This window comes from Pseudoduganella sp. UC29_106 (assembly GCF_044055365.1).
Classification (GTDB): Bacteria; Pseudomonadota; Gammaproteobacteria; order Burkholderiales; family Burkholderiaceae_D; genus Rugamonas.
The window spans coordinates 3,752,197-3,776,222 of the sequence record NZ_CP171977.1 but is presented as its reverse complement, the minus strand read 5'-3'; the positions used below and the strand labels follow the sequence as shown (position 1 = coordinate 3,776,222).

Annotated in this window: 17 protein-coding genes, 2 pseudogenes and 2 riboswitches; of the genes and pseudogenes, 13 read left to right on the top strand and 6 right to left on the bottom strand. The window is 64.6% G+C overall.

The window, feature by feature from the left end:
• Nucleotide 1: 1 nt before the first annotated feature.
• Entirely contained in the window at nucleotides 2–1,522 is a 1,521-nt protein-coding gene (locus ACHMW6_RS19005; protein WP_395398935.1) for a hypothetical protein, read from the top strand.
• An 82-nt stretch (nucleotides 1,523–1,604) separates the two neighbouring features.
• Here ACHMW6_RS19005 and ACHMW6_RS19000 read toward each other — a convergent pair whose 3' ends face one another.
• The 4 genes from ACHMW6_RS19000 to gcvT form a co-directional block, all read right to left on the bottom strand.
• On the bottom strand, nucleotides 1,605–1,925 hold the full coding sequence (locus ACHMW6_RS19000; RefSeq protein ID WP_395398933.1) for a hypothetical protein: 321 nt from the start codon (nucleotides 1,923–1,925) through the stop codon (nucleotides 1,605–1,607).
• A 74-nt stretch (nucleotides 1,926–1,999) separates the two neighbouring features.
• Nucleotides 2,000–4,879 carry an aminomethyl-transferring glycine dehydrogenase gene (gcvP, locus tag ACHMW6_RS18995; protein ID WP_395398931.1) on the bottom strand — a complete coding sequence of 960 codons (2,880 nt, stop codon included), beginning with the start codon at nucleotides 4,877–4,879 and terminating at the stop codon, nucleotides 2,000–2,002.
• A gap of 143 nt (nucleotides 4,880–5,022) precedes the next feature.
• A complete protein-coding gene (gene gcvH, locus ACHMW6_RS18990; protein ID WP_395398929.1) occupies nucleotides 5,023–5,406 on the bottom strand; it encodes a glycine cleavage system protein GcvH in 384 nt (127 codons plus the stop codon).
• 30 nt (nucleotides 5,407–5,436) lie between these two features.
• Nucleotides 5,437–6,555, bottom strand: coding sequence for a glycine cleavage system aminomethyltransferase GcvT (gene gcvT, locus ACHMW6_RS18985; protein ID WP_395398927.1), 1,119 nt, complete (start codon nucleotides 6,553–6,555; stop codon nucleotides 5,437–5,439).
• A gap of 45 nt (nucleotides 6,556–6,600) precedes the next feature.
• Nucleotides 6,601–6,704, bottom strand: a riboswitch (glycine riboswitch).
• Between the two features lie 7 nt (nucleotides 6,705–6,711).
• A riboswitch (glycine riboswitch) is annotated at nucleotides 6,712–6,797 on the bottom strand.
• 169 nt (nucleotides 6,798–6,966) lie between these two features.
• Here gcvT and ACHMW6_RS18980 point away from each other — a divergent pair.
• Nucleotides 6,967–7,527, top strand: a complete 561-nt coding sequence (locus ACHMW6_RS18980; RefSeq protein ID WP_395398925.1) for an ATP-dependent Clp protease proteolytic subunit — start codon at nucleotides 6,967–6,969, stop codon at nucleotides 7,525–7,527.
• Nucleotides 7,528–7,615: 88 nt separating this feature from the next.
• Here ACHMW6_RS18980 and ACHMW6_RS18975 read toward each other — a convergent pair whose 3' ends face one another.
• On the bottom strand, nucleotides 7,616–7,795 hold the full coding sequence (locus ACHMW6_RS18975) for a hypothetical protein (RefSeq protein ID WP_395398923.1): 180 nt from the start codon (nucleotides 7,793–7,795) through the stop codon (nucleotides 7,616–7,618).
• A gap of 257 nt (nucleotides 7,796–8,052) precedes the next feature.
• On the opposite strand from ACHMW6_RS18975, the gene ACHMW6_RS18970 reads away from it, so the two are divergent.
• Nucleotides 8,053–10,806 (top strand): DUF1631 family protein, encoded by a 2,754-nt coding sequence (locus tag ACHMW6_RS18970; protein ID WP_395398922.1) that lies wholly within the window; start codon nucleotides 8,053–8,055, stop codon nucleotides 10,804–10,806.
• On the opposite strand, the gene ACHMW6_RS18965 is transcribed toward ACHMW6_RS18970, so the two are convergent.
• On the bottom strand, nucleotides 10,788–11,270 hold the full coding sequence (locus tag ACHMW6_RS18965) for a low molecular weight protein-tyrosine-phosphatase (RefSeq protein ID WP_395398920.1): 483 nt from the start codon (nucleotides 11,268–11,270) through the stop codon (nucleotides 10,788–10,790). The genes ACHMW6_RS18970 and ACHMW6_RS18965 overlap by 19 nt on opposite strands.
• A gap of 86 nt (nucleotides 11,271–11,356) precedes the next feature.
• Between ACHMW6_RS18965 and ACHMW6_RS18960 the strand changes: the two genes are divergently transcribed.
• From ACHMW6_RS18960 to ACHMW6_RS18915, 10 genes and pseudogenes are all read left to right on the top strand, one after another.
• On the top strand, nucleotides 11,357–11,539 hold the full coding sequence (locus ACHMW6_RS18960) for a hypothetical protein (protein WP_395398918.1): 183 nt from the start codon (nucleotides 11,357–11,359) through the stop codon (nucleotides 11,537–11,539).
• On the top strand, nucleotides 11,506–11,937 hold the full coding sequence (locus tag ACHMW6_RS18955; RefSeq protein ID WP_395398916.1) for a phosphatase PAP2 family protein: 432 nt from the start codon (nucleotides 11,506–11,508) through the stop codon (nucleotides 11,935–11,937). Before ACHMW6_RS18960 ends, ACHMW6_RS18955 begins: the two co-directional genes overlap by 34 nt.
• Before the next feature lie 59 nt (nucleotides 11,938–11,996).
• Nucleotides 11,997–15,532: pseudogene (gene smc, locus ACHMW6_RS18950) on the top strand (chromosome segregation protein SMC).
• Nucleotides 15,533–15,543: 11 nt separating this feature from the next.
• Nucleotides 15,544–16,665, top strand: coding sequence for a cell division protein ZipA C-terminal FtsZ-binding domain-containing protein (locus ACHMW6_RS18945; RefSeq protein WP_395398914.1), 1,122 nt, complete (start codon nucleotides 15,544–15,546; stop codon nucleotides 16,663–16,665).
• A gap of 6 nt (nucleotides 16,666–16,671) precedes the next feature.
• A complete protein-coding gene (gene ligA, locus ACHMW6_RS18940) occupies nucleotides 16,672–19,014 on the top strand; it encodes an NAD-dependent DNA ligase LigA (RefSeq protein ID WP_395398912.1) in 2,343 nt (780 codons plus the stop codon).
• Entirely contained in the window at nucleotides 19,011–19,886 is an 876-nt protein-coding gene (galU, locus tag ACHMW6_RS18935) for a UTP--glucose-1-phosphate uridylyltransferase GalU (RefSeq protein WP_395398910.1), read from the top strand. The genes ligA and galU overlap by 4 nt, the downstream gene beginning before the upstream one ends.
• Nucleotides 19,883–20,419, top strand: coding sequence for a peptide deformylase (gene def, locus ACHMW6_RS18930; protein WP_395398908.1), 537 nt, complete (start codon nucleotides 19,883–19,885; stop codon nucleotides 20,417–20,419). The genes galU and def overlap by 4 nt, the downstream gene beginning before the upstream one ends.
• Before the next feature lie 64 nt (nucleotides 20,420–20,483).
• Nucleotides 20,484–22,469: an OPT family oligopeptide transporter gene (locus ACHMW6_RS18925; protein WP_395398906.1), complete on the top strand. Its 1,986-nt coding sequence runs from the start codon at nucleotides 20,484–20,486 to the stop codon at nucleotides 22,467–22,469.
• A 13-nt stretch (nucleotides 22,470–22,482) separates the two neighbouring features.
• Nucleotides 22,483–23,190 carry a hypothetical protein gene (locus ACHMW6_RS18920; protein WP_395398904.1) on the top strand — a complete coding sequence of 236 codons (708 nt, stop codon included), beginning with the start codon at nucleotides 22,483–22,485 and terminating at the stop codon, nucleotides 23,188–23,190.
• A gap of 11 nt (nucleotides 23,191–23,201) precedes the next feature.
• Nucleotides 23,202–24,024: pseudogene (locus ACHMW6_RS18915) on the top strand (aldo/keto reductase).
• Nucleotides 24,025–24,026 lie beyond the last annotated feature (2 nt).

The following is a 24,026-nucleotide window of genomic DNA, read 5'->3' as shown; positions in this document are numbered from 1 at the left end:
AATGTCTGGCCTGATCACTACCATGCCCGGCGCGCCTGTGCGCCAGTGGGGCACGGCGTGCGCCTCGGGGGCGCAAAGTTATGCAGCGGCGCGCGTGGCGCGCATCGTGCTGCAGCGCGAACCGCTGGCGTCCGAAGCGCTTTCGTGGACCACCTTGTACAGCTGCCAGGCCGATCCGGTGCGCGGCCGCGCCGAGCTGGCCCTGTGCCTGCTGAACCGCGCCGAGGCCGAGGAGCTGGATGACGCCACGCGCATGGCACGCGTCTACAACGCCGTGTTCGACCGCTACGATGCGAGCCGTCCGCCGGATCTGGCGTATTGGGTCAGCCAGCTGCGCGCCGGCGAGAAGATGGAAAACCTGGTGCGCCGCCAGCTGGTGCCGCTGTGCGAGTCCGGCTACCGTGCCGCCGCCTGTGGTGCGCCTGCCGCCGCGCGCCGTCCGCTGTTCGCCGTGCGCGATGCCGCCGGCCTGCCGCTGGTGTTCTCGCTGGCCGCCAATGGCCGCCTGTATATGTTCCGCCGCACGCCTTTTGGCCGGTGGTCGCAGACGGACCTGAGCTCCAGGCTGCCCATGAATGGCGCGCGCCGCATCCAGTGTGCGGACGTGAAGCAGGCGCCGGACGGCAGCATCGCCATTGCGCTGGCCGTGGCGCCGCGCGCAGGCGAGGAGTCGGCGTCGCTGCACGTGGCGGTGGGCATTTCGAATGCGCTGGACGAAACAGGCTGGGTCGAAGTCTTCAACGGCATGGAGGGCCGCAGCGCCGGCTCGGCCGGCCCGCTGATCGCGCAGATCGAATTCGGCTTGCTGCAATCGGGAGCCGCGCCACTGGTGCTGGTTGACGGCGACGGCTGCTGGTATTTCAATGCCGCATCCAGTGGCGCACTGACTTTGCTGGCGCTGAAGGACGGTCCGCTGCCGTCCTGGGGCTGCGCCATTGGCAGTTACCGCGTGCCGGGCGCCTGGCTGCTGCAGGATGGCGCCAAGGGCCGCGCCCTGCGCTTTGAAGCTTTTGCCGTGCCGGCCGGACGCAACACGCAGATCGACTACAGCGGCCTGCCGCGCCGCGCCAACAGCGTGTACCTGGCCGCAAGCGCGGTGCCGAATGTACCGGACGTGTTTGTGGCCGGGGATGGCATCGTGGTCTACCGCGGCGGGCAGGCAGTGCCGCAGCATGTGGTGAATGTGACTGGCGGGCGCCTGGTGTGGTGCGAGTCCGGGCCTTCGGGTGAGTATCTGGCGTACGGCGACGCGGGCGGTGAGCTGTGGCTTGTGATGCGCCAGCCAGGCGAGGCGTGGGGCAAACCGGTTGCCGTGGCGGGTTCGCTGGTGATGGCGACCCTGCTTGGCACGGCCTTGCATGGGGGCGTGCATGCGATCGGGGTGACGCCGGGCGGCGCGCTGGCGTGGCTGCGCTTCAATGCTCAGGGGGCGCAGGTGGGGGCGGAGGAGATTGCGCAGTGCGCTGTGTGGGAGGAGGAGTCGGTGGATCTGGAGACGCTGGCGGGGCCGGTTGCTGCTTAGGCGCCGCTGGCCTTTTTAGAACCAAAGACAGAAAGCAAGTGTCTGCCACGATGTGGCAGACACTAGTTTTACGCCGTGGGTTTTATTCGCGCGTCAGCAACGCATCGGCGATGCTGGCGATCCAGCACACCAGCAGCACCAGTGAGGCCATGCCCACGCCCGCGCCGCCGCTGGCCGACATCTGCTCGGCCATCGCCACCGGGTCCATTGGCGCGCGGCCGGACGCGGCCTGGTCCAGCAAGTCAGTGGCGCCGATCACCATGCCGCGCATGATCCACAGCAGGGCTGCGCCGGAGGGCGCCATGAACAGCAGCCCGCGCAGCCAGCGCTTGAATACGACCATCTGGCCCAGGCCCGGCAACACGAGCCCGGAAAGCAGGGCGGCGACAACTGAACGTTTCATGCAAGTCTCCCGATAAAGAAAAAACGCCGGCACCTCGCGGTGGCCGGCGTTCTGTGCCCGAGGCGAGCTACAGTTTACTCGTAATCGCTCACTGGGATGCAGGAGCAGAACAGGTTGCGGTCGCCATACACATTGTCGGCGCGGCCAACCGGCGGCCAGTACTTCTGCTTGCGCAGCGACGCCACAGGGTAGGCTGCCACTTCGCGACTGTACTTGCGCTCCCACTTGTCGGCGGTCAGCACTTCAGCGGTGTGCGGCGCGAACTTCAGCGGATTGTCCGCCTTGTCGAAATCGCCCGATTCCACTTTGGCGATTTCGGCGCGGATGGCGATCATCGCGTCGATGAAGCGGTCCAGTTCTGCCAGCGATTCGGATTCGGTCGGCTCGATCATCAGCGTGCCCGGCACCGGGAAGCTCATGGTCGGGGCGTGGAAGCCGAAGTCCATCAGGCGCTTGGCGACGTCTTCGTTGCTGATGCCGGTAGCATCGGTCAGCGGACGCAGGTCCAGGATGCACTCGTGCGCCACCAGGCCGTCGTGGCCCGAGTACAGCACAGGGAAGTGCGGCGCCAGGCGGCGCGCCATGTAGTTCGCGTTCAGGATTGCGACTTCGGTGGCGGCGGTCAGCCCGGCGTCGCCCATCATGGCGATGTACATCCAGGAGATCGGCAGGATGGAAGCCGAGCCGAAAGGCGCAGCCGAGATCGAGCCCACACCGTCTTCACCGCGCACATAGCCGTTGGAGCGCTGGTTCGGCAGGAATTTCGCCAGGTGAGCGCCGACGCCGATCGGGCCGACGCCCGGGCCGCCACCGCCGTGCGGAATGCAGAAGGTCTTGTGCAGGTTCAGGTGGGACACGTCGCCGCCGAAGGAGCCCGGGCCGGCCACGCCGACCATCGCGTTCATGTTGGCGCCGTCCACGTACACCTGGCCGCCGTGCTTGTGGATGATGTCGCACAGTTCCTGGATGCCGTCTTCGAACACGCCGTGGGTGGATGGGTAGGTCACCATCACGCAGGACAGGTTCTTCGAGTGCAGTTCGGCCTTGGCTTTCAGGTCGGCCAGGTCAACGTTGCCCTTGTCGTCGCAGGCGGTCACCACCACCTGCATGCCCACCATCGCGGCGGACGCCGGGTTGGTGCCGTGCGCAGACGAAGGAATCAGGCAGATATTGCGGTGACCTTCGCCGCGGGATTCGTGGTACTTCTTGATCACCAGCAGGCCGGCGTATTCGCCCTGCGAGCCGGCGTTAGGCTGCAGCGACACGGCCGCGTAGCCGGTTACGGCGCACAGCATGGCTTCCAGCTGGTCGATCATTTCGCGGTAGCCCACGGTCTGGTCCGCCGGCGCGTATGGGTGGATGGTCGAGAACTCGGGCCAGGTCACCGGGATCATTTCGCTGGTAGCGTTCAGCTTCATGGTGCAGGAGCCCAGCGGGATCATGGTGCGGTCCAGCGCCAGGTCCTTGTCGGCCAGGGAGCGCAGGTAGCGCAGCATCTCGGTTTCGCTGTGGTAGCGGTTGAAGACCGGGTGGGTCAGGTAAGCCGAGGTGCGGCCCAGCGACTCGGGGATGTTGCGCTCGACGGTGGCTTCCACGGCGTCGAAGTCCGGCTCGGCGGCGCCGTTGCCGAACACTGCCCACAGGGCGGACAGGGTGGAGCGGTCGCAGGTTTCGTCCAGCGACACGCCAACGTGGTGCGCGTCGATCTTGCGCAGGTTGATGCCGTTGGCAACTGCGGCTGCGTGCAGCGCGTCGGCCTTATCGGTCTTGACGGTCAGCGTGTCGAAGAAGGTTTCGTTGAAGTTGTAGCCGGCCGTGCGCAGGTAGGCTGCCAGCACGCCGGTGTAGCGGTGCACGCGCTTGGCGATGTTGTGCAGGCCTTGCGGGCCGTGGTAGACGGTGTACATGGAGGCCATCACGGCCAGCAGCACTTGTGCGGTACAGATATTGGAGGTCGCCTTTTCGCGGCGGATGTGCTGTTCGCGCGTTTGCAGGGCCAGCCGGTAAGCCTTGTTGCCGTTCTGGTCGACGGTCACGCCGACCAGGCGGCCCGGCATGGAGCGCTTGTATTCGTCACGGGTAGCCATGTAGCCGGCGTGCGGGCCGCCAAAGCCCAGCGGGACGCCGAAGCGCTGCGAGTTGCCGACAACGACGTCCGCGCCCCATTCGCCCGGAGGCGTGAGCATGGTCAGGGCCAGCAGGTCGGCGGCAACCACCACCATCGCGCCGGTGGCCTTCACGGCTTCCACGTCGGCGCGGTAGTCGCGCACTACGCCGTTGGCGCCCGGGTACTGCAGCAGCACGCCGAATGCATCGGTCACGCCTGCCAGTTCGGCCGGGTTGAAAGTCTTCACGGTGATGCCCAGCGGCTCGGCGCGGGTCTGCACCACTTCCAGGGTTTGCGGCAGCACGTCGTTGGCGACGTAGAAGGTGTTCGACTTGGACTTGCCCACGCGCTGGATCAGCGTCATCGCTTCGGCGGCGGACGTGCCTTCGTCCAGCATGGACGCGTTGGCGATGTTCATGCCGGTCAGGTCGGTCACGGCCTGCTGGAAGTTCAGGATCGCTTCCAGGCGGCCCTGGGAGATCTCCGGCTGGTACGGGGTGTAGGCGGTGTACCAGGCCGGGTTTTCGAAGATGTTACGCAGTACCACGCCCGGGGTGTAGGCGTTGTAGTAGCCCTGGCCGATCAGCGATTTCAGCACCTTGTTCTTGCCGGCGATGCCCTTCAGTTTGGCCAGCGCTTCCTGTTCCGGCATCGGCTCGGAGAACTGGCCGAGGGGCAGGGCGCTCTTGTTGCGGATGCCTGGCGGGACGATGGCATCGATCAGCGCGGCGCGCGAGGCGTAGCCGAGTACTTCGAGCATTTGCTGCTGTTCGGCGGCGTCCGGGCCGATGTGGCGGGCGATGAAGGCATCGCGGGCTTCAAGTTGGGTCAGGCTGGTGCGGGTCATGGTGGAGAAATCTCAGGGCCAGATTGGGAAAGCTCGTTGGGCAGCGCCGCGTAGGGCGGATCATTGATCCGCCGTGCATGCATCGCGGCGGCGCTATGGCGGATCAATGATCCGCCCTACGCGTCAACAATGGTGATACGTTGTTATGCGCCGGTGGTGTTGCCGTAAGCGGCGGCGTCCAGCAGGCCGTTGACGGCGTTGGCGTCGCTCGGCTTCATCTTGAACATCCAGTTGGCGTAGGCGTCGGCGTTGATCGACTCAGGCGAAGCCACAACGGCGTCGTTCACGGCGGTCACTTCGCCGGAAACCGGAGCGTAGATGTCGGAAGCGGCCTTCACGGATTCCACCACGGCGGCGTCGTCGCCGGCGGTGTAGGTGGCACCGACCTTCGGCAGTTCGACGAACACGATGTCGCCCAGCGCTTCCTGCGCGTACTCGGTGATGCCCACGGTGATGGTGCCGTCGGCTTCTACGCGTACCCACTCATGGGACTCGGTGTACTTCAGGTCTGCAGGAATGTTGCTCATGTTTTGCTCCAGTAGGGTTGTTGTTCGGGGTCAGGCAGCCAGGATTTTACCGTTGCGCACGAAAGGCAGCTTGACAACGCCTGCCGCCAGTTTCTTGTCGCGGATCTCGACGTGCACGGTGTCGCCCACTTGCACGCTCATTGGCAGGCGCGCCAGCGCGATGGCCTGCTGCATGGTGGGGGAGAAGGTGCCGGAAGTGATTTCGCCGGTGTCGCCATTGGCGGCGATGACTTTCTGGTGCGAGCGCAGCACGCCGCCTTTTTCGCGCAGGATCAGGCCCAGGAACTGCTGGTTCTGGCCCTTGGCCTGCAGGGCTGCCTTGCCGATGAAGTCGCGCTCGGAAACCAGGTCGATGGTCCAGGCCAGGCCTGCGTCCAGCGGGTTTACGGTTTCGTCCATGTCGGAGCCGTACAGGTTCATGCCGGCTTCCAGGCGCAGGGTGTCGCGCGCGCCCAGGCCGGCCGGCTTCACGCCTGCCGCGGCCAGCGCATTCCACAGGGCTTCCGCCTGTTCCGCCGCCACGCCGATCTCGAAGCCGTCTTCGCCGGTGTAGCCGGTGCGGGCAACCATGGCTTCGCCGAAAGCGGTGCCTGGCACCAGGGCCACATTGAAGGGCTTCATTTCAGCGGTGGCTTCCTTGGCCTGCGGGATCACTTCCCATACCTTGGCGCGGGCGTTCGGGCCTTGCACGGCGATCAGGGCCATCGCATTGGCGCCATCGCGGCGCTGGGTGATGGTCAGGCCGGCGCCGGTGGCTTCGTTATGCTTCTGCATCCAGGCTACGTCCTTTTCGGCGGTGCCGGCGTTGACGACGATGCGGAACCAGTCTTCGGTCAGGAAGTAGACGATCAGGTCGTCGATCACGGTGCCATCCGGGGTCAGCATGCAGGAGTAGAGGGCCTTGCCCGATACCTGCAGCTTGTCGACGTTATTGGCCAGCAGGCCGCGCAGGAAGCCGCGCACGTTTGCGCCTTTGACATCGACAACGCACATGTGGGCAACGTCGAACATGCCGACGTCGCTGCGCACTGCGTGGTGTTCCTCGATCTGGGAGCCGTAGTTGACGGGCATGTCCCAGCCGCCGAAATCGACCATACGGGCGCCGAGGGCACGGTGAGCGTTGTTAAGTGGGGTTGCTTTGAGCGTCATGGTACCTCGGTGCCGAAAAGAGTAGGGTTAACTGAACATAGATACGCCTACCCCTCTGTCCTTGGTACCTGAGAGATAGCAGGAAGGTAATCCTGCACGCCCCTTCGGTGGGCTGCTCGTGGCGGCAGCCGCTCTCCAGAGTTTGGGCCAATGCTGGCCCCTTGACCGGTCCTTTTGCCTGAGAGTTTTTGGGTGGTGCCCCTTCGGCGGCAGACGTTTCTGCGCTCTCCCGATCAAGACTCGGGACTATATGGCAAGAGGGTCATAATGTCAATCTGAGCAGAACCCACGGCAGGAGCAGGTGGCTGCCACGATGTGGCCGCCACCAGGGTTACGCCGTCGGTTTTGGGCGTGCGTCCCGGGCACGCGAGCTTTGATAGAATATTCTTATCAACTCAGCGAGCGCATACCATGGATAACGACAAGCAAAAGCTTGATGGGGCGGCCTGGTTCACCCTGTCCGGCGATGTAAACAGCGATATGGTGCACCGTGTGTTCGATGCGGTGGCGGACATGACGGAGGACGGGGTGGAGACAGCCCACATCCTGATCCAGTCCAATGGCGGCTATGTGAGCGACGGTTTGTGCCTGCACAACTACCTGCGCAACCTGCCGATCAAGATCGTCACTTATAACGGCGGGGCCGTGGCTTCGATTGCAGTGATCCTGTTCCTGGCCGGCGAGGAGCGCTATGCCAGCGAGACGGCGCGCTTCATGATCCACAAGTCGCATGCCAGTGCACCGTCTGGCGCGCGGCCGGACGCTTTGCGGATCATTGTCGAGGGCCTGCAGGCGGACGATGCCCGCACCGAGTCCATCCTGCGCCAGTACGTGAACCTGACAGACGACCACTGGCTGGTGCATTCGATGTCCGACCTGCACCTGACGGCGCGCGATGCGGAGAAGGTGGCGCTGGTGCAGGCGATCAAGGATTTCACGCCGCCCAAGGGCAAGCGGGTCACCAATATCTAGATAGAGAAAGAGCCTAGTGCGCATATGCGGCCAGGCCCTGTTCATGGTACGGCGGCGGCATCATGTCCGCGCCGCGGTGTAGCCGCGCTTAGCGGCTGCTGCGAGAACGCTTGTTGTCGTTCTTGTGGCTTTGGCGGCCGGCTTCCACATGCTGCTCGTGGGTGCCCCCTTGGGTTCCGGTGCGCGAGCCCTGACTTCCCGACTGCTTGCTGCCTGCGGAGGAACTTTGTTTGCTGCCGCTGCTGCTGCTCTTGGCTTTCGTTTTCATGTGGAACTCCTTTCCGTTTGAATAAACGCCGGCACTGCGCTGATTGGCCGTCCGGTAGGGGCATGATGCGGATTTGCCGAACAATCTTCTATCAGAATTATCCGGGGGCGCATGTAGGACTTGGCCTTGCACTATCCTGGTGCAACTCGACAGTTGCATACAATTTCCCAACATTTTCACGAATTCTTTCCAAATGCCTATTGCCTTGTGGAAAGAATCTGCCACAATAGGTACAAGCCTTAAACCCAGGTCCCATCATGCTTCCAGAGCCTCCCAAGCCATCGCTGCCGAAAAATGCGGTCACGCCGCGGCATGCGCTATTGGAGAACCTGATCAGCATCGCGATCAAGCACGTCAGCGAACAATTCCACGATTTCTCGATCAACCTCGCCGGCGCCCTGGTCGACAGCGAGAACATGAACGGCGATGTGAAGGAAGTCCAGGCGCGCATCCGCGCCGGCAATCTGCTGCGCAGCAATCACTTCGCCTACATGAACCTGGTGTCCAGGGAGCTCGAGCGCAGCATCCGCGAGGACCTGGCCGACCTGGCGCCGGGACGCAAGGCTGCGCCGCGCGTGATGGAAGATGCCCTGTCCCTGGTGCCATTCGAGGAGATGGACAATAAGGTCACCATGGGCGCGATCGCCAAGCCCTTCGAAGTCAGGAATTCCGATGTGCTGGCTACGCTCAACGTGCGACTGGCTTTCCTGCTGGACCGGGACATCCTGCGCGTGAGCCAGAATCCCTTCCGTCCGGAAGTGTTCCTGAATGCGGTGAATACGGCATGGACGGAATTCGTCAATGACGAGGCTTGCAAGGATTTCCTAACGCCCTTGCTGAAGCCGGATTCCTTCTTCGAAATGGGGCCGCTGCTGGAAGCGCTGAATCTTGGCCTGGAGCGCAAGGGCGCGGGTCCCGGCGGGGAAGGACGCATGAAGATGCGCAGGGCGGATTCGCATGACGCGTCCATGGCGCCTTCGCGCAAGAAGAATCAGCAGGCGGCGCTGGCGGAGCAGTTGCGCCAGTTCTTCGCCGGCTCGGCCGGGTCCGAGGCGCCATCCAAGTCACCGACCGGCTTTGACCAGCTGGGCGACCTGGATCTGAGCTTGCCCACGTTGGCTGTGGCGCCGGGTCTGTATGGCGCGCCAGGACATCTGGCCGATGGCCGGTCCGCCGCGGCGCCCGCTGCGTCCAGTGCTCCCGGCGCGGCGGCAACAGCCGCCGGCGTGCAGCCAGGGATGGCCGTAGGCGCGCCAGGAGTGGCGCTCGGCGCGCATGCGGGCGCGGCTGGCACGGCCGGCATGGCGGTCGGCCAAGTCGGCGGGGCAGGGTTGGCGGCTGGCGGACCAGCAGGCGTTGTTGGCGCGGCCGCGTATGTCGGAGGGCATCCTGGCGGCGCAGCGCCGGCCGGGATGATGTTTGCGGCGCCGGCAGTTGCTGGTGAGATGATGACGGGAATCGCCGTGCCGGGCGTGCAGGGCGGCGTCGCGGTGCCGGCCGGCGGTTGGGTGCAAGGTCCCGCGCAGGGCTTCCACGGCGGCGCGAATAATGAAGTGGCGCAGCAGCTCTCGATGCTGAGCGCCAAAGAGCCGCTGATGAATTATTTGGCCCAGGTGCAGCGCGGCGCCGTGATGGCAGTCGGCGACGGCGGCACGGCCATTGGCGGGCTGCCGGGCTTTGTGTTCAGTGGAACAGGTGAGGGCGCGGGTCCGTCCGGTGGTAGCGCCCCGGCGGGGGCCGTGAGCGCAGGCACGGCGGATGTGACTTCCACGGGTAACGTATTTTTCCTGCCGCAGATCAAGCAGCACGCCCCCCAAGGCAGCCTTACGCGCGCCGACGAAAGCACGATCGACCTGCTGTCCGCGGTGTTCGACACGGTCTTCCGCGACCAGACCATCAGTCCCGAAACGCGCAACCTGATCCGCTTCCTGCAGATCCCCGTGTTGAAGGCCGCCCTGGTTGACAAGAACTTCTTCTTCCAGGAGGCGCACCCGGCCCGCCGAATGATCGACCTGATGTCGCGCATGGGCTGGGAGCAGAAGAAAGGCCCGGATGATCCGCTCTACCAGGCCATGCAGAAGAGCGTGGAAAAGGTAGGCAAGGACTACGAACAGGAACTGTCGGTTTTCACCGAAGCCGTGAACGAGCTGGAAGCCTCGCTGAAAGCCGAGGAAACCGCAGCGGCGGCCGCGATTGCGGAGCCGATCGCCGCGGCGCTGAAGCAGGAAAAGATGGCGGTGGCCGCGAAATCCGCCAAGGACGCCGTCGCCCTGCGTATCGGCACCGGTGAAGTGGTCGCCATCGTCGAAGCCTTCCTGGAGAACAAATGGGTCTCGGTGCTGACCATCGCCTACAGCGTGGAAGACGAGCGCCCCGGCGCCGTGAAGAACGCCACCGATACGATGGAAGACCTGATCTGGTCCGTGCGCCCGAAGATCACGCCGGACGATCGCAAGAAACTGATCGCCAAGCTGCCAGGCCTGTTGTCCACCCTGAACAAGTGGCTGGATGTGATCAAGTGGCAGGACGCCGACCGCCTGCAATTCTTCGCCGAACTGGCAGAATGCCACGCGTCCATCGTGCGCGCGCCGCTGGAGATCTCGCCGGAACGCCAGGTTGAAATCGCGATGGAAGTGGCGCGCAAGGACGCCGAACGCCGCCTGGAATTGCAGGCCAAAGCCGAATCCGATGCGCCGCTGCCGGAGGATGACGACGCATCCATCGAAGTGGATTCGCTGGCGCGCGGCATGTGGCTGGAATTCGACCAGGAAGAGGGCTCGCGCAAGGTCAAGCTGGCCTGGATCAGCCCACTCAAGACCCTGTATATCTTCTCCACCAGTTCACGCCAGGAAGCGTTCTCCATATCCGGCGAGGCGCTGGCGCAGCAGTTCCGCGACGGGACCGTGCGGCTGATCCGCGCTGAGGGAGTGGTGGCGCAGGCGCTGTCCGTAGCCATGGGCGCCATGGCCGCCGTCAACGACCCAAGCCACGATCAGGCCGGCGTGGCCTGACGGAGGACGGCAATCAGCCCGTCCGCCGCATCCTCGATATAGTCCAGCACCATATCAAACCCCTGCGCGCCGCCGTAATAGGGATCGGGCACGATTTCCGAAGAAGAGCGCGTGGCGTAGCGCATGAACAGGCCCACCTTGTGCCGGTACTGTGGCGGGCAGGAACGCAGCAGGATCTCCAGGTTTTCATGATCCATGGCCAGCACATGGTCGAAGCGCTCGAAATCGGCGGCGGCGACCTTGCGCGCCCGTTGCGTGCTCAGGTCATAGCCGCGCTGGGCGGCATGGCGGGTGGAGCGGGCGTCCGGCGCCTCGCCGATGTGGTAGGCGTGGGTGCCCGCCGAATCGATATGCAGCTCCAGGCCCGCGGCCTCGGCGCGGTGCCGGAAAACGCCTTCTGCGGTGGGGGAACGGCAGATATTGCCCATGCAAACGAAGAGTATGGAAGTTTTACTTTGCGGCATTTGGTTCGGTAAAAGTCGGGGTTTGTGTTTCAATATAGCATCGATAACCCTGGGAGCGCTCACGGATGATGAGTTGGTGGAACGGCTTGAGCATGCTTGGCAGCCTGCCCGTAACGGGCCCGATCGGCGTCGCCATCGCCGCCTGGCTGCTGGCGGGACGTTCCTGGCGACTGAGCCTGAGCTGGTGCCTGCTGTTTGGGCTGGGCATGCTGCTGGTAGTCGCCACCAAGGTGGCTTGGATAGGCTGGGCGTGGGTGTGCCGGAAATGAAGTTCGGTGGTCTGAGCGGCCATTCCATGCGGGCCTGCGCCGTTTTCCCGGTCGCGTTTTACCTGGCTTTTCATGCCGCCGAGGAGTCCACCCGGCGCCTCGCCACAGTCGGCGGCGTGGTCCTGGCCCTGCTGGTCAGCGCGTCGCGCGTGCCGGTGCTGGCCCATTCCTGGTCGGAGGTGGTGCTGGGCGCCGTGGTGGGGCTGGCGGTGTCCGCGGCCTTCATTTCGATCGCCCACAGCCCACGTCCGTTGCAGTTCGGCCGGGTGCTGGCCGGGGTGGTGCTGCCGGTGCTGCTGGTCGTGCCGCACGCCGAGCCGCTGCCCACGGAACGCTGGATGACACGGCTGGCGCTCTATCTGTCCGGCCACGAAAAACCCTTCGAGCGCCGCTGGTAGAAATGTTATGATTAGCCACTTTTGAAACTATGCCTGTGCGGGCGAAGAACTGATACAACGTGCGTCTATCTTCCATTAAATTGTCGGGATTTAAGTCGTTCGTCGATCCAACCAATTTCCAGGTGCCCGGCCAGTTGGTCGGCGTGGTAGGGCCCAACGGCTGCGGAAAGTCGAACATCATCGACGCCGTGCGCTGGGTGCTGGGCGAGTCCAAGGCTTCGGAGCTGCGCGGCGAGTCCATGCAGGACGTGATCTTCAACGGTTCCACGCTGCGCAAGCCCGCCGGCCGCGCCTCCGTTGAGCTGGTGTTCGACAACCACGAAGGCCGCGCTTCCGGCCAGTGGGGTCAGTACGCCGAAATCGCCGTCAAGCGCACGCTGACGCGCGACGGCACGTCGACCTACTACATCAACGGCCAGCCGGTGCGCCGCCGCGACATCCAGGACATCTTCCTCGGCACCGGCCTCGGTCCGCGCGCCTACGCAATCATCGGCCAGGGCATGATCGCCCGCATCATCGAATCCCGCCCGGAAGAACTGCGCGTGTTCCTGGAAGAGGCAGCGGGCGTGTCCAGTACAAGGAACGCCGCCGCGAAACGGAAAACCGCCTACAGGATACGCGCGAAAACCTGCTGCGCGTGGAAGACATCCTGCGCGAGCTGAATACCAACCTGGAAAAGCTGGAGGCGCAGGCCGTTGTCGCCAACAAGTTCCACCAGCTGCAGTCGGACCAGGACGAGAAGCAGAAGCTGCTCTGGCTGCTGCGCAAGACCGAGGCCCAGAACGAGCAGGCCAAGTACTTCCGCGAGATGGAACAGGCGCAGAACGACCTGGAAGAGCAGACCGCCAAGCTGCGCAACGTGGAGTTGTCGCTGGAGCAGATGCGCCAGGCTCACTTTGCCGTCGGCGACCGCCTGCACCAGGCACAGGGTCACCTGTACCAGACCAACTCCGAGATCGGCAGCCTGGAGGCGCAGATCAAGTTCGTCATCGAGTCCCGCACCCGCCTGCAGAACCAGTTGACGGCGCTGGGCGCACAGCGCGACCAGTGGGCGCAGCAGGCGGAGGACTATTCCTCGCAGGTCGAGGAAGCCGAGATCAATCTGGAGGAGCTGTCCGCCAAGGTGGAAGAAGCCAGGATGGTCGCGGAGCAGAAGTCCGAGCTGCTGCCGGTGCTGGAAGCCGAGTGGCGCGAGGCGCAGACCAAGTCCACCGAATCGCGTGCGCGCATCATGCAGGCGCAGCAGCAGCTGGAGCTGGAGTCGGCCCACCAGCGCAACGCGTCGAACATCCTTTCCGGACTGGCGACGCGCCGCGAACGCCTGCAGCAGGAGAAGAACGGCTTGTCCATGCCGGATTCCACGCATCTCGATAACCTCAAGATGCAGCTGGAGGAGAAGCAGCACACGCTGGAAGAGCAGAATTTCATGCTCGAAGAGGCCAATGAGCTCCAGCCTCGCCTGGAAGAGGAACGCCAGGCGGCGCAGGCTGCCGTGCAGGCCGAAACGGCCGCCAACCACCAGCTGGAAGCGCGCCTGAACGCGCTGCGCCAGCTGCAGGAACGCGTGCAGACCGAGGGCAAGATCACGCCGTGGCTGCAGAAGCATGAACTGAACGAGCTGCCGCGCCTGTGGCAGAAGCTGGATATCGAGCAGGGCTGGGAAACGGCGCTCGAAGCCATCCTGCGCGAGCGCACGTCGGCGCTGCAGGTGTCCAATATCGAGTGGGCGAAGCACTTTTTCAGCGACGCGCCGCCGGCCAAGCTGGCGCTGTTCGCGCCGATGACCGCCGCTGCCGTGTCGACCGCACCCGCCGGTCCCGGCGCCGCGCTGCGCCCCTTCATCGACCTGCTGAAGCTGAACGACCCCGGCCTGCGCGGCGTGCTGCAGGACTGGCTGCACAACGCCTTCTACGCCGACGACAACGCCGCGGCCTTCGCAGCACGGGCCCAGCTTCCCGCCGGCGGCTGCTTCGTCACGAAACAAGGCCACATCATCAGCCAGTCCAGCGTGCGCTTCTACGCAGCAGATGACGAGCAAGCCGGCATGCTGGGACGTCAGCACGAAATCGACAACATCACCAAGCAGCTGCGCGCGCAATCGATGCTGGCCGAGGAGGCAAGGGCGCGCGCGGTGCGTGCCGATGCGGCGGTGTCGAACCACACGCGCCAGGTCGCGGAACTGCGCCAGAAGGTCCAGAGCCTGACCGCCAGCGTGCATACGCTGCAGCTGGAAGTGGTCAAGCTGTCCGAAGTGCAGGCGCGCTTCAACCAGCGCAGCAACCAGATCGAGACCGACCTCGCCGAAATCGCCGCGCAGGAAGCGGAGCAGATGCAGGTCAAGCTCGAGTCGGAAGAAAAGTTCGAGCAGCTGGACATGGAACTGGGCAACCTGCAAGGCGAGCACGAAGAGGGTCAGACCGCCTTCCTGCTCAAGGAACAGCGCCTGGCCGACGCCCGCGAAGCCCTGCGCGAACTGGAACGCAAGGCCCAGGAAGCGGAATTCGCCGAAAAGTCCGCGCGCAACCGCATCGACGAACTGCGGCGCAGCATCGCCACCGCCACCGCGCAAGTCGCGCAGGTGACGGAAAGCCTGAGGGCCGGCGAGGCGGAACTGGCGGGCCTGGAGTCCGGCACGGCCAACGAAGGTTTGCAGGACCTGCTGGACCGTCGCACGCAGCAGGAGCGCGCCCTGGCCGACGCCCGCCACGAACTCGACCAGATCACGCAGCAGCTGCGCCATCACGAAGAAGGCCGCATGTCGGCCGAACGCAGCCTGCAGCCGCAGCGCGACAGGATCACGGAAATGCAGCTGAAGGAACAGGCTGCGCGCCTGAACCAGGAACAGTTCGCGCAGCAGCTGGCGGAAGTGCAGGCCGACGAAGCCGCGCTGGCCGAGAAGCTGCACCCGGACATGAAAGCGTCCTACCTGCAGGGCGAAGTCACGCGCCTCACCAACGCCATCTCCGCCCTGGGCGCGGTCAACCTGGCCGCGCTGGACGAATTGGCGACGGCCTCCGAGCGCAAGAACTTCCTCGACGCGCAGAACAAGGACCTGACGGAAGCCATCAACACGCTGGAAGACGCGATCGCCAAGATCGACAAGGAAACCCGCGACCTGCTGCAGGATACCTTCGACCGCGTCAACCAGAGCTTCTCCGAGCTGTTCCCGATCCTGTTCGGCGGCGGCCAGGCCAAGCTGACCATGACGGGCGAGGAAATCCTCGACTCCGGCGTGCAGGTCATGGCCCAGCCGCCGGGCAAGAAGAACGCCACCATCCACCTGTTGTCCGGCGGCGAAAAAGCGCTGACCGCAACGGCCCTGGTGTTCTCGATGTTCCGCCTGAACCCGGCGCCATTCTGCCTGCTGGACGAGGTGGACGCGCCACTGGACGACGCCAACACGGAGCGCTTCTGCCGCATGGTGAAGCGCATGTCCGACCAGACCCAATTCCTCTTCATCTCGCACAACAAGATTGCGATGGAGATGGCCAATCAACTGATCGGTGTGACGATGCAGGAGCAGGGCGTATCGCGCATCGTGGCGGTGGACATGGAAGCCGCCGCATCTTTTGCTACTGAGGCCCAAGCAGCATGACAGATTTTCAAATGAGCTTGATCGCCGCCGGCGGCGTGTTTATCGCCGGCGTTTTCACCTACAACAAATGGCAGGAGTACAAGGCCCGCAAGAGCATGGAGCGCGTGTTCGGCGTCGAACATGACGATGTGCTGATGCGCCAGGGCGATGTACCCGCGGAACGCGCCGAGCCAAGCTTCCACCTGGGCGACGTGCCGATGCCCGACGCCGGCTCCGGCGCCTACGCTGCGCCCGACCATCCGGCCGGCGCCGTGCCCGGGCCAAGCGTAACCCCCGACGATGACACGCCGCCCGTCCCTGTGCGCAGCGCCGACGCTTCGGTGCCGCCGGCCGAACTGGCGACTTGCCTGGTCGATCCCCTGATCGATTGCCTGTTGCCGCTGGAACTGGAAGCCCCGATCCGCGGCGATAAGCTGCTGCCCGTGCTGCAAAAGCTGCGCTTTGTGGGCAGCAAGCCGGTGCACTTCATCGGCCTGGCCGTCAGCGGCGACTGGGAACCAATCCGCCACGGCACCGTTTACACCAAGCTGCAGGGCGGCGTGCAGCTGGCCAGCCGCACGACGGCGCTGAACGAACTTGAATACTCGGAGCTGATCACCCGCCTGCGCGCGGTGGCAGATGAAATCGCCGCCGAACCGCAAATTCCGGACATGATCGAAGTCATGCAGGAAGCGAAAAACCTGCACCGCTTCGTCGCCAACCACGACGCCCAGCTGGGCGTGAACCTGGCCAGCAATGGCGCTCCCTGGGCGATTTCGACCCTGCTCGGGGCACTGGAAAAGCTGGGCTTCGATGTGCGTCCCGATGGCCGCTACGCGATGCCGGACGGCGAGGGCGGCTATCTGTTCACGCTGTCCACCAACGTCACCCTGGCCGAGGAAACCACGTCGCGCCTGACGCTGTTGCTGGATGTGCCCTGCGTCTCGCCGGCGCGTGACGGTTTCGGTTCCATGATCGGCTGCGCCAAGTCGCTGATGGGCCGCCTGGATGCGACCATCGTCGACGATTACAACCAGCCGCTGTCCGACGAAGCGCTGGCCAGCATCGCCGACCAGGTCAAGGATTTTTACGCCGACATGGAAGCCTCCGATATTCCTGCCGGTTCCACCCGCGCACTGCGCCTGTTCAGCTAAGCAGTAATGAGCAACAAAGAACAACAACAAACCCCAGCCGAACGCGCCGCCTGGCTGACGGCAGAACTGAATCGCCACCTGCACGCCTACCATGTGCTGGACGCACCAACCATTCCGGACGCGGAGTACGACAAGCTCTTCGCCGAACTGCAGCAAATCGAAGCGGCCCACCCTGAACTGGTGGCGCCGGACTCGCCGACCTTCCGCGTCGGCGCGCCCCCGCTGGCCGCCTTCGATGCGGTTACCCATGCGGTGCCGATGCTGTCCCTGAATAACGGCTTCACCGATGAGGACATCGACAACTTCGACCGCCGCGTGCGCGAAGGCCTTGATGAAGTGCAGGTCGAATACGCGGCCGAAGTGAAGTTCGATGGCCTGGCCATCAACCTGCGCTACGAAGACGGCGTGTTCGTGCAGGCAGCCACCCGCGGCGACGGCTATACCGGTGAGGATGTCAGCACCAATATCCGCACCATCAAGGCCATCCCGCTGCGCCTGAAAGGCAAGAACCATCCATCCGTACTCGAAGTGCGCGGGGAAGTATTGATGTTCAAGGCTGATTTCGCGGCCATGAATGCGCGCCAGCGCGAGCAGGGGCAGAAGGAATTCGTCAATCCGCGCAATGCGGCGGCGGGCAGCCTGCGCCAACTGGATTCGCGCATCACGGCGCAGCGCAAGCTGAGCTTTTTTGCCTACGGCATCGGCGAGCTGGTTGGCGCGGATATGCCCGAGTCCCATTCCGCGCTGCTGGACTGGTACGAGCAGCTAGGCTTGCCCGTGAACGACCTGCGCGCCGTAGTGCGCGGCAGGGACGGCCTGCTGGGCTATTACGAAAACATCGGCAAGGCCCGTCCCACGCTGCCCTTCGAGATCGACGGCGTGGTGTACAAGACCAATAATGTGGAAGACCAGCGCACGCTGGGCTTCGTGTCGCGGGCGCCGCGCTTTGCGCTGGCCCACAAGTTCCCCGCCGAGGAAGCGACAACCACGGTGCAGGCCATCGAAGTGCAGGTGGGCCGCACCGGCGCCATCACGCCGGTGGCGCGCCTGCAGCCGGTGTTCGTGGGCGGCGTGACCGTCACCAACGCCACGCTGCACAATGAGGACGAGGTGCGCCGCAAGGATGTGCGCGTGGGCGATACGGTGATCGTGCGCCGCGCTGGCGATGTGATTCCGGAAGTGCTGTCCGTGGTGCTGGAGCGCCGCCCCGCGCCGGAACCGATGGCATGGTCGCTGCCCAAGACTTGTCCCGTCTGCGGCTCGCATGTGGTGCGCGAGGAAGATGAAGCCGTGGCACGCTGCTCGGGCGGCCTGTTCTGCTCCGCCCAGCGCAAGGAAGCGATCCGCCACTTCTCCGGCCGCCGCATGATGGATATCGAAGGCTTAGGCGACCGCTATATCGACAATCTGGTCGAGTGCAACCTGGTGCACGGCGTGGCGGACCTCTACAAGCTCACGCTGGACGACTTGCTGAAAATGAAGCGCCTGGCCGACGAGCGCGATGGCACAACGCCGGAAACGGTCGCGCAGGGCAAGGTCGCCACCAAGTGGGCCGATAACCTGTTGGAAGCCATCGGTGCCAGCAAGAATCCGCCACTGGAGCGCCTGCTGTTCGCGCTGGGTATCCGCCACGTTGGCGAGTCCACCGCGAAAACCCTGGCCGACTGGCTGGGCAAGCTTGAGCTGATCCGCAAGGCGCCGGCCGCGCTGCTGCGCGTGCTGCCGGATATCGGCGGCACGGTGGCCGAGTCGATTGCCGACTTCTTTGCCGAGCCGAAGAACCAGCAGGCGATCGATGCGCTGCTGCAGCATGTGTCGCCCAAGGGCGAACACGCGCCGAAAGCCCAGCTGCGTGAGAAGCTGGAGCTGGTGAAGCTGCTGGCCGCGCTGGACATCCCGAAGCTCACCGAACCGCGCGCCAGGCAGCTGATCCAGGAAGGGTTGACGCTGGCGGCGATCGCGCACCTCGGCGTATTCAATGTCTTCGGCCTGCCCGCCAATGTGGCGGAGTCGCTGGAGCAGTGGGTGCGCACGCCGGGCAACGCTGCCAAGCTGGAAGCGTTGGAGGAACTGCGCGCCGAGCTGCTGGCGCAGCTGCCTGAAGTGGAAGATACGGAAGGCGCGATGAGCGGCAAGACCTTCGTGCTGACCGGCACGCTGCCGAACATGGGCCGCGACGAAGCGCAGGCCATGATCGAGGCTGCGGGCGGCAAGGTTTCCGGTTCCGTATCGAAGAAGACTTCTTATGTCGTAGCGGGCGCCGAAGCCGGCAGCAAGCTGGCCAAGGCGGAAGAATTGGGCATTACGATCCTTGATGAAGCGGGCTTGCTCGCTCTACTGAAAATATGACGCGCATTCGCAAAGCCGTATTCCCCGTCGCAGGCCTCGGCAGCCGCTTCCTCCCCGCGACCAAGGCGCAGCCGAAGGAGATGCTGCCCATCGTCGACCGGCCGCTGATCCAGTATGCCGTTGAAGAAGCCGTTGCAGCCGGCATCACGGAGCTGATCTTTGTCACGGGCCGCAACAAGCGCGCCATCGAGGACCATTTCGACAAGGCCTACGAGCTGGAATCCGAGCTGGAGGCGTCGAACAAGCAGCAGTTGCTGGAGATCGTGCGCAACGTGATCCCGAAAAATGTGAACTGCATCTACACGCGCCAGCCTGCGGCGCTGGGCCTTGGCCATGCCGTGCTGTGTGCGCGTTCGATCGTGGGCAACGAGCCCTTCGCGGTGGTGCTGGCGGACGATTTCATGGATGCGAGCAAGCCGGTGCTGGCGCAGATGACGGAACGCTACGACTACGAGCGCGCCAGCCTGCTGGCCGTGCAGGACGTCCCGCGCGAACACACGCGGCAGTATGGCATCGTCAGCGCCGCGCCTTATCGCGAGCAGATGGAGATCGTGAACGGCATCGTGGAAAAGCCGAACCCCGAGGTGGCGCCGTCCACGCTGGCGGTGGTGGGCCGCTATGTGCTGTCCAACCGCATCTTCGAATTCCTGGAAAACCTGGGCGCCGGCGCTGGCGGCGAGATCCAGCTGACCGATGGCATTGCCGCGCTGCTCAAGGCGGAACGCGTGCTGGCCTACCGTTATGAAGGACAGCGTTATGATTGTGGTTCCAAGCTCGGTTACCTGAAGGCCACCGTGGCGATGGGCATGAAGCATCCGGAAACTGGCGAAGGCTTCCGCCAATACCTGAGCGAACTTGAGGTCTGCAAATGACGGTACGCGAAATCCTGAAGATGGGCGATCCGCGCCTGCTGCGCGTGGCGCAGCCGGTTGCGGAGTTCAACACGCCCGAGCTGCATGCGCTGGTCCACGACATGTTCGATACCATGCACGCCGCCAACGGCGCCGGTCTGGCCGCGCCGCAGATCGGCGTCGATCTCCAGGTCGTGATATTCGGCTTCAAGTCGAACACGCGTTATCCGGACGCGCCCCAGGTGCCGGAAACAGTATTGATCAATCCCGTCCTCACGCCGGTGGGCGAGGCGATGGAGGATGGCTGGGAAGGCTGCCTCTCGGTGCCCGGCCTGCGCGGCGTGGTGCCGCGTCACGCGCGCCTGCATTACGAGGGCTTCGACCAGTTCGGCAATCGCATCGTGCGCGATGCGGAAGAGTTCCACGCGCGCGTGGTGCAGCACGAGGTTGACCACCTGCTGGGCATCCTCTACCCGATGCGCATCCGCGACTTCAGCAAGTTCGGCTACACCTCGGTGTTGTTCCCCGACCTCGATCCGAACGAGGACGACTGAGAGCGTTGGCGGCGGTCCGATTCTGGCGTAATATCCGTGCAAGTTTAATTACCCAAGAACTAATATGGACAAAACAAACCGCAACAACCCGGTGGAATTTACTGTCCGTGGCATCGTGCTTGGCGTGCTGATCACACTGGTCTTCACTGCCGCCCAGGTCTACCTCGGCCTGAAAGTCGGTCTCACTTTCGCTACTTCCATTCCCGCCGCCGTGATTTCCATGGCCCTGCTGAGCGCATTCAAGGATGCGACGATCCAGGAAAACAATATCGTCCAGACCATCGCATCGGCAGCGGGCACGCTGGCCTCGGTGATCTTCGTGCTGCCAGGCCTGCTGATGATCGGCTGGTGGTCCAAGATCCCGTTCTGGCCTACCTTCGGCGCCTGCGCCGTGGGCGGCGTGCTGGGCGTGATGTACACCATGCCGCTGCGCCGCGCCCTCGTTTCCCAATCGGACCTGCCCTATCCTGAAGGGGTGGCCGCTGCGGAAGTGCTGAAGGTCGGCACCGCAACGCGCTCCGGCGCCCAGGAAGGCAAGGCTGGCCTGTGGGCCGTGATCTGGGGCTCGGTCGCTTCCGCATTGTTCGCATTCCTCGCCGCCGCCAAGCTGATTGCAGCGGAAGTGGCGGCCTTTGTCCGAGTCGGCAATGGCGCCACCGGCATCGGTGCTTCCAGCTCGCTGGCCCTGGTCGGCGCCGGCCACCTGATGGGCATCACCGTCGGCATCGCCATGCTGGTGGGCCTGGTCATCGCCTGGGGCGTGCTGGTGCCGCTGCTGACCAACTGGGCCGGCATGCCGGCCGGCGCTGAAGTGGGCGCGTTCGCGACCAAGATCTGGCGCACCGATGTGCGCATGATCGGCGCGGGCACCATCGGCGCTGCCGCCATCGTCACGCTGGCTACACTGGTCAAGCCGGTGGTGGGCGGCCTGAAGTCGGCGCTGGAAGCTTCGAAGCGCGCCAGGCATGGCGGCGCCGAAGTGCCGCGCGAAGACCAGGACTTGCCGCTCTTCGTTGTCGGCCTGGTGACCCTGGTTTCCATGGTGCCTGCGGGCTGGCTGCTGGCCTCCTTCCTGGAAGGCGGCCCTCTCGGTTCCATCTCTACGCCGCTGGTGGCCGTCGGTATCGGCTACGTGCTGATAGCGGGCCTGCTGGCTGCCGCCGTCTGCGGCTATATGGCGGGCCTGATCGGTTCTTCCAATTCGCCGGTTTCCGGCCTGGCTATCCTGACCATCCTCGGTGCCGCAACCACCGTAGGCATGGTGGGCCGCCACGTGATGGGGCCGGACACTGCGAACGCCCTGATCGCGTACGCGCTGTTCGTCACTACCGTCGTGCTGGCGGTGGCCGTGATCGGTAACGACAACCTGCAGGACCTGAAGACCGGCCAGCTGGTGGGCGCAACGCCGTGGAAGCAGCAGGTCGCGCTGATCATCGGCGTGTTTGCCGGTTCCTGCGTGGTGCCGCAAGTGCTGGAACTGCTGAATCATGCGAACGGTTTTGCCGGCGCGCCAAACGTGAATGCGATTTCGGACCAGCCGCTGGCTGCGCCGCAGGCCACGCTGATTTCCACGCTGGCCAAGGGGGTGGTAGGCGGCGACCTGCAGTGGCACCTGATCGGTTATGGCGCCCTGATCGGCCTGGGCCTGGTGGCCATCGATTTCCTGCTGAAGACGGTCAGCAACAAGAAATACAGCCTGCCCCCGCTGGGCGTGGGCCTGGCGATCTACCTGCCGTCGGCCGTGACGGCGCCGGTGGTGGTGGGCGCCGTAGCCGGCTACTTCTTCGAGAAGGCCATGCACGGCAAGAAGCACGGCGAAGCGGCTTCGCGCCTCGGTGTGCTGATCATGTCCGGCTTCATCGTGGGCGAAAGCCTGTTCAATGTGGCGCTGGCCGGCCTGATCGTGCTGACCAACAAAGGCGAGCCGCTGGCCATTGCCAATAACCTCAGCGAGGCTGCCGGCATGCTGATCGCCATTGCCGTCGGCGCTGCCGTGGTGGTGGGCCTGTACCGCTGGTCGGCCAATTCGGCCCGCGCCATCGAGGCCTGAGCGGGGAGGGCCCATGAGCGCCCTCGACATCTTCCGCAGCGCGGCTGAAGCCTTCGGGCTCCTGGCCGCGTTCCCCCTGCGCCTGCTGCTGGCCACCATCGTGTTCATCATGGTGTCCGAGGCGCTGATGCTGATTCCCCGCGTGGGCTTCATCCTCAAGTTCTGCGTGGCCAGCCTGCTGGCCGCGCAGATGCTGGTGGTGCTGCGTGTGGCGGCCATGGGCGAAGTGCCCAAGCTGCGCATCCTGGCCGAAGCGGTGTACCTGCCGCCATCGTCCATGCTGGTGCTGTTCGGCTGCGCGCTGCTGCCTTTCTTCATCGGCCTTTCCTATTTCGCGCTGACGCGCCGGGCGGACGGTTTCCGCTTCTTCTTCGGCAATGTGTTCCGCACCAAGCCGCCCGAGGCGAAGCACTTCCTCATCTTCAAGATCATCATGCTGCTCGGCGCTGTGCCCTTCACTTATGTAGCGCCGGCCATGGTGCTGAAGGGCCAGATCGGCGGCAACGCGCTGGAACAGGGATTGGTCGCCGGGCTGCTGTACTGGCCCTCGCTGCTGGCAATCATGCTGCTGTCGGCCGCCTTCGAGTTCATGATGGGGCGCCTGCCGGCAGTCCTGCCGCGCAAGGTAGCGGCCACGCTGTCCATCCCCTTGCTGGTGCTGTTCATGGACTTTCTTTTCGCATTTACCTATACACTAAGTATCCGGGCCTTCGGCCTTTGAAACGGGAGCGGATGATGAATTCGGTACTGGGGCAGGGCACATGGAATATGGGCGAAGTTCCCGCGAACAAGGCGCAGGAGGTGAGGGCGCTGCAGCTGGGGGCGGATCTGGGCATGACGGTGATCGACACCGCAGAAATGTATGCCGATGGCGGTTCGGAGCGCGTGGTCGGCGAAGCGATTGCCGGACGGCGCAGCGAGATTTACCTGGTCAGCAAGGTGCTGCCGCAGAACGCCAGCCGCAAGGGGGTGATCGCGGCCTGCGAGCGCAGCTTGCAGCGGATGAAGGTCGACCACATTGACCTGTACCTGCTGCACTGGCAGGGATCGCACCCGCTGCAGGATACCCTGTCGGGTTTCCTGGAGCTGAAAAAGGCCGGCAAGATCCGCGAATTCGGCGTCAGTAATTTCGATGCGCACGATATGCGCGATGCGGCGCAGCTGCGCGGCGGCGACGAGATGGCTGCGAACCAGGTGCTGTACAACCTGCGCCGGCGCGGCATCGAATGGGATTTGCTGCCTTGGTGCCGCGAGCGCGATATCCCGCTGATGGCCTATTCGCCGCTGGAATCGGACCGCAACGAGCAGCGCGCGCTGCTGAAACGATCCGGCGCTGCTGGCGGTGGCCGCGCACCACAAGGCCACGCCGGCCCAGATCGCGCTCGCCTGGCTGATGCGCGATCCCATAGTGGTGCCGATCCCGAAGGCGGCCAGCGAGGAGCATGTGAAGGAAAACGCGGGCGCGATGGCGATCACGCTGCGGCAGGAAGACTTTGCCACCTTGGACAAGTCCTTCCCGCCACCACGCCGCGCGACGCCGCTGGATGTGATATAGCG

Bases quoted from the DNA above. Each gene is read 5' to 3' on its own strand.
- ACHMW6_RS19005 (WP_395398935.1), top strand. From the start codon at position 2: ATGTCTGGCCTGATCACTACCATGCCCGGCGCGCCTGTGCGCCAGTGG.
- ACHMW6_RS19000 (WP_395398933.1), bottom strand. From the start codon at position 1,925: ATGAAACGTTCAGTTGTCGCCGCCCTGCTTTCCGGGCTCGTGTTGCCG.
- gcvP (WP_395398931.1), bottom strand. From the start codon at position 4,879: ATGACCCGCACCAGCCTGACCCAACTTGAAGCCCGCGATGCCTTCATC.
- gcvH (WP_395398929.1), bottom strand. From the start codon at position 5,406: ATGAGCAACATTCCTGCAGACCTGAAGTACACCGAGTCCCATGAGTGG.
- gcvT (WP_395398927.1), bottom strand. From the start codon at position 6,555: ATGACGCTCAAAGCAACCCCACTTAACAACGCTCACCGTGCCCTCGGC.
- ACHMW6_RS18980 (WP_395398925.1), top strand. From the start codon at position 6,967: ATGGATAACGACAAGCAAAAGCTTGATGGGGCGGCCTGGTTCACCCTG.
- ACHMW6_RS18975 (WP_395398923.1), bottom strand. From the start codon at position 7,795: ATGAAAACGAAAGCCAAGAGCAGCAGCAGCGGCAGCAAACAAAGTTCC.
- ACHMW6_RS18970 (WP_395398922.1), top strand. From the start codon at position 8,053: ATGCTTCCAGAGCCTCCCAAGCCATCGCTGCCGAAAAATGCGGTCACG.
- ACHMW6_RS18965 (WP_395398920.1), bottom strand. From the start codon at position 11,270: ATGCCGCAAAGTAAAACTTCCATACTCTTCGTTTGCATGGGCAATATC.
- ACHMW6_RS18945 (WP_395398914.1), top strand. From the start codon at position 15,544: ATGAGCTTGATCGCCGCCGGCGGCGTGTTTATCGCCGGCGTTTTCACC.
- ligA (WP_395398912.1), top strand. From the start codon at position 16,672: ATGAGCAACAAAGAACAACAACAAACCCCAGCCGAACGCGCCGCCTGG.
- galU (WP_395398910.1), top strand. From the start codon at position 19,011: ATGACGCGCATTCGCAAAGCCGTATTCCCCGTCGCAGGCCTCGGCAGC.
- def (WP_395398908.1), top strand. From the start codon at position 19,883: ATGACGGTACGCGAAATCCTGAAGATGGGCGATCCGCGCCTGCTGCGC.
- ACHMW6_RS18925 (WP_395398906.1), top strand. From the start codon at position 20,484: ATGGACAAAACAAACCGCAACAACCCGGTGGAATTTACTGTCCGTGGC.
- ACHMW6_RS18920 (WP_395398904.1), top strand. From the start codon at position 22,483: ATGAGCGCCCTCGACATCTTCCGCAGCGCGGCTGAAGCCTTCGGGCTC.